The organism is Halococcus morrhuae DSM 1307 (assembly GCF_000336695.1).
Classification (GTDB): Archaea; Halobacteriota; Halobacteria; order Halobacteriales; family Halococcaceae; genus Halococcus; species Halococcus morrhuae.
In genome coordinates this window covers 1-1956 of the sequence record NZ_AOMC01000130.1, presented here as the reverse complement: position 1 = coordinate 1956, position 1956 = coordinate 1, and the positions used below count along the sequence as shown (strand labels likewise).

Genomic DNA, 1956 nt, shown 5'->3' with positions numbered 1-1956 from the left:
ATCCACGTGACCGGCAACACGATCGTCGATGCGGTGATGGGCTATCGCGATCTCGCGGCCGCAAAGAGCGATGTCCTCGGCGAGCTCGATCTCGACGCCGGCGGTTTCTGTCTCCTGACTGCCCATCGCGCCGAGAACGTCGACGACCGCGAGCGCTTTTCGAGCCTGCTCGACGGCGTGGCCCGGTTCGCCCGCGATGCCGATCTCGACGTCGTCTATCCGGTTCATCCGCGAGCAAAAGAGCGCCTCGCGGCGTTCGATCTCGCGATGCCCGACGAAATCACGCCGATCGACGCACAGGATTTCCTGGATTTCCTCCGGCTCGAAAGCACGGCGAAACTGGTGCTCACCGATTCCGGCGGCGTCCAGGAGGAGACCTGTATTCTCGGCACGCCCTGCGTCACCCTTCGCGACAACACCGAACGGCCGGAGACGGTCGACGTGGGTGCGAACCGCATCGTCGGCGTCGATGCCGACGGCGTCGTCGCCGGGGCGCACGAGGCACTCTCCCAGCAGAACGGCTGGGAGAACCCCTTCGGCGACGGCCACAGCGCCGACCGCATTCTGGATATCGCGGGGATCGGCTCCGCCGCCTCCGTCGGGGAGGTGCACGGATGAGCTCGGTCTGCGTGCACGGACTCGGCTACATCGGCCTGCCGACGGCGGCGATGCTCGCCGACAGCGGCCACGACGTCACGGGCTACGACGTCGATACGGAGCTGGTCGATCGACTCGACCGTGGCGAGGTGCCCGTCGACGAACCGGGGCTCGACGAATTCGTCACAGACGCGCTCGCGGACAGGCTGTCGGTTTCTCACGACGTGCCGGCGTCAGACTACCATCTCATCTGCGTGCCGACGCCGCTCGACGGCGATCGGGCCGATCTCGCGTACGTCGAGAGCGCTGCCGGGACGGTCGCCGAGGTGCTCCGCGCGGGCGATACGGTGATCCTCGAATCCACCGTCCCGCCGGGGACCACGGTCGAAACGATCGCGCCGATCCTCGAACGCTCCGGGCACTCGGTCGGCGAGTTCTCGCTCGCGTACTCGCCCGAGACCGTGCTGCCGGGCAACGTCATCGCGGAGCTGCGTGCGAACGACCGCGCGGTCGGCGGCATCGACGAGCGGTCGGTCAAGCGTGCGGCGGCGCTCTACGGCTCGTTCGTCGAGGGTGGCCTCCGGACGACGGCGAACCCGACGCTCGCCGAGTTCGTCAAGCTCATCCAGAACACGTATCGCGACGTGAACATCGCCCTGGCGAACGAACTGGCGATGATCGCGGCCGACTACGAGCTCGACGCGCGCGAGGCGATTTCGCTGGCGAACCACCATCCGCGCGTCGATCTCCACCAGCCCGGCCCCGGCGTGGGCGGCCACTGCATCCCCATCGATCCGCTCTTTTTGGGCCAGAGCTCGGAGAACCTCGACCTCATCGAGCGGGCCCGTGAGATCAACGACGGGATGGCCGAGTACGTCACCGACCTGCTCGACGACGAACTCGACTCGCTGGCGGAGTCGTCGGTGGCGATCCTCGGCGTCGCCTACAAGGGCAACGTCGCCGACGCGCGCGAGAGTCCCGGGCTGCGCCTCGCCGAGGTACTCCAGGCCCGGACGCAGGTTGCGGGAGCCGGGGGAGCGGGCACGGCGGGTGTCGACGTCCGCCTGCACGATCCGTACGTCACCGATCAGCGGTTCGCGCTCGCGCCCTTCGACGAGGCGCTCGCGGGGGCCAACGCGATTGTCGTCGCGACCGACCACGACGAGTACGCCGCGCTCGATCCGGAGGACGTTGCGGCGCAGCTCGCGGGGAACGTCGTCGTGGATGCGAAGGGACTGCTCGACAGGGATAGCTGGGAAGCGGCCGGACTGCGGGTCGTCCGGCTATGAGCGGCCACGGGGCGCGCGCCGAACGGACGCCAGCCACGCGAACGCGGCCGATTCGAGCGTGGATCGATCT

The 1956-nt window shown here is 68.6% G+C and carries 2 protein-coding genes; both read left to right on the top strand.

What is annotated here, in order from left to right; all coding sequences use genetic code 11:
* A partial coding sequence (locus C448_RS10545) for a UDP-N-acetyl glucosamine 2-epimerase (protein ID WP_004054603.1) occupies positions 1-618 on the top strand: 618 nt, incomplete at its 5' end.
* Positions 615-1886, top strand: coding sequence for a nucleotide sugar dehydrogenase (locus C448_RS10540; protein WP_004054602.1), 1272 nt, complete (start codon positions 615-617; stop codon positions 1884-1886). The genes C448_RS10545 and C448_RS10540, both read left to right, overlap by 4 nt.
* Positions 1887-1956 lie beyond the last annotated feature (70 nt).

Coding starts and splice junctions, on each gene's coding strand:
- C448_RS10540 (WP_004054602.1), top strand. CDS start 615: ATGAGCTCGGTCTGCGTGCACGGACTCGGCTACATCGGCCTGCCGACG.